This window comes from Streptomyces thermovulgaris, assembly GCF_002155915.1.
GTDB classification, from domain to species: Bacteria; Actinomycetota; Actinomycetes; order Streptomycetales; family Streptomycetaceae; genus Streptomyces; species Streptomyces thermovulgaris.
In genome coordinates this window covers 1-2,697 of sequence record NZ_MUME01000335.1, presented here as the reverse complement: position 1 = coordinate 2,697, position 2,697 = coordinate 1, and the positions used below count along the sequence as shown (strand labels likewise).

The following is a 2,697-nucleotide window of genomic DNA, read 5'->3' as shown; positions in this document are numbered from 1 at the left end:
CCGCGGCCACGGCCGCGGACCCGGCGAGCACGACCGGGGTACGGCGGCGCCGGCTGCCCTGGGGAGCGGGCCGGGGCTCCTCGGCCCGGGGGGCAGGCCCGGCGGCCGTGGACTCGAACAGGCTGAGGTCGGACGCGTTCGGCCCCTCCTGCCGCGGGGCCAGCGGGGTGGGCAGCCCGGGCACCGCCTGCAACGGCATCGTCGAGTCCGCGGGGCCGCTCTGGGGGCCGGCCTGCGCGGGGGCGGCCGGGTCCGCGGGGACGGCGCGCAGCGGCATCGTGGCGTCCATGGGGGAGGGCTGCGCCTCCGCCGCGGTGTCCGCGGGAGCGGTCTGTGCCGGAAGGGGCGCGGTGGTGTCCGCGGGGGCGGTCTGCGCGGGTGCCGTGGTGCCCGGGGGAGCGGTCCGAGCGGTCTGTGCGGTCTGCGCGGGCGTGGCCGGGTCCGCGGGGACGGCCCGCAGCGGCATCGTGACATCCGTGGGGGAGGGACTCTCCGGCGCCTGCGGGGGACACTCCCGCGCGTTCGCCCTGTCCGTCGCTCCGTCCGGGGCTCCTTGCCCCGCTCCCTCGTCCTCGGCGCCCCGTTCCCTCTCCTGGACCTCCACGTACGGCCGCACCCGCAGCGGGCTGAAGTCCTCGCCCGTCCCGGTCTCCGCCGTCCGCGCGTCGTGCGGCGCCTCGGACGCCCGGCTCCCGCAGACGCACGACGGGGCGCCGTCCACGCCCCGGGGCGCCCCGCACTCCGGGCAGACGTGCCCTCTGTGCTCTTCCACGCCTCAGTCCCCTCCCCTCGCGAACTTTCAAGGATTATGCAGATCTTGCGCACACCTCCTCCCCAAGCCCCTGGAATGGCGGCGTCCGGACCGGACTCGACGGGCCACAACGGGTCGCACCGATGACGATGGAAGAGGTCACAAGAGCCTCGGGAGGTCTTCCATGGCCGGGGATGCGCGCGGCGGAAACCGGACGGCCGGCGGGACGCGGGAAGCACGGCCGCCGTCCGCACCGCCCCCGAGCGAGGGCGCCGCGGCCGGGCCCGAGCACCTGCCCGGCCGTGTCCTCGTCCCGATCGGCGCGCTGCTCCTCGGGCTGCTGCTGGCCGCACTCGACCAGACCATCGTCTCCACCGCGCTGCCCACCATCGTCAGCGACCTCGGCGGGCTCGACCATCTGTCCTGGGTGGTCACGGCGTATCTGCTGGCGTCGACCGCCGCGACCCCGCTGTGGGGCAAACTCGGCGACCAGTACGGCCGCAAGAAGCTCTTCCAGATCGCGGTCGTGATCTTCCTGATCGGTTCCGCGCTGTGCGGCATGGCCCGGAACATGCCCGAGCTGATCGTGTTCCGGGCGCTGCAGGGCCTGGGCGGCGGCGGGCTGATGGTGCTGTCCATGGCGATCGTCGGCGATGTCGTCCCGCCCCGCGAACGCGGCCGCTACCAGGGCCTGTTCGGCGCGGTGTTCGGCACGACCAGCGTCCTCGGGCCGCTGCTGGGCGGAGTGTTCACCCAGCATCTGAGCTGGCGCTGGGTGTTCTACGTTAATCTGCCCGTCGGCGTCGTCGCCCTCGCCGTGATCGCCGCCGCCCTGCACATCCCGCACCGGGCGCAGCGGCACGTCGTCGACTACCTCGGCGCCCTTCTCGTCGCCTCGGTCGCCACCTGTCTGGTGCTGATCGCCTCCCTCGGCGGCACCACCTGGGCCTGGGGCTCGCCGCGGATCGTCGGGCTGGCGGTGGTGGGCGTCGTGCTCGCGGCCGCCTTCGTGGCCGTGGAGCGAAGGGCGGCCGAGCCGGTCCTGCCGCTCAGGCTGTTCGGCATCCGCACCTTCTCCCTCTCCGCGGTCATCAGCTTCGTCGTCGGCTTCGCCATGTTCGGCGCGCTGACCTTCCTGCCGACCTTCCTGCAGGTCGTGCGGGGCATCTCCCCGACGCTGTCCGGTGTGCACACGCTGCCGATGGTGGCCGGGATGCTGCTGGCCTCCACCGGCTCCGGGCAGATCGTCAGCCGTACCGGCCGCTGGAAGGTGTTCCCGGTCCTGGGCACGGCCGTCACCACCGTCGGCCTGCTTCTGCTGCACCGGCTCGACGAGCACAGCACCACGGCCGTGACGAGCGGCTGCCTCTTCGTCTTCGGACTGGGGCTCGGCCTGGTCATTCAAGTCCTCGTCCTCATCGTGCAGAACGCCGTCGGCTACGAGGACCTGGGCGTCGCCACCTCCGGGGTCACCTTCTTCCGCTCCATCGGCGCCGCCTTCGGCGTGGCCGTCTTCGGCACGGTCTTCGCGAGCGGCCTCACACAGAGGCTGACCGGCGTGTTCCGGGGGGTCGTGCTGCCGCCGGGGATCTCGGTGGACGCGCTCACGTCCGACCCGCGCGGCATCGCCGCCCTGCCGCCCGCGCTGCGCCCGGCGGCCCTGCACGCGTACGCCTCCGCCATCACCGACGTCTTCCTCTATGCCGCTCCGGTCGTCCTCCTCGGCTTCGTGCTGACCTGGTTCTTGAAAGAGGACAGGCTGCGCGGATCGGTCACGGCCCCCGACGGCACGCAGACGCTGGCCACCAACCCGGTCGAGCGATCCTCCTACGACGAGGTGTGCCGGGCGCTGTCCCTGCTGGGCACGCGCGAGGGACGGCGTGAGATCTACCGGGAGATCACCGCACGGGCGGGCTACGACCTCAAGCCCGCCCGTGCGGTGATCT

Annotated in this window: 1 protein-coding gene and 1 pseudogene; one reads left to right on the top strand and one right to left on the bottom strand. The window is 73.5% G+C overall.

Annotated elements, in window-relative coordinates:
• A pseudogene (locus CCN35_RS28475) lies at nucleotides 1–772 on the bottom strand (hypothetical protein); the annotation flags it as partial.
• A 163-nt stretch (nucleotides 773–935) separates the two neighbouring features.
• Here CCN35_RS28475 and CCN35_RS23125 point away from each other — a divergent pair.
• The coding region (locus CCN35_RS23125) for an MDR family MFS transporter (RefSeq protein ID WP_107501087.1) at nucleotides 936–2,697 on the top strand (1,762 nt) is incomplete at its 3' end.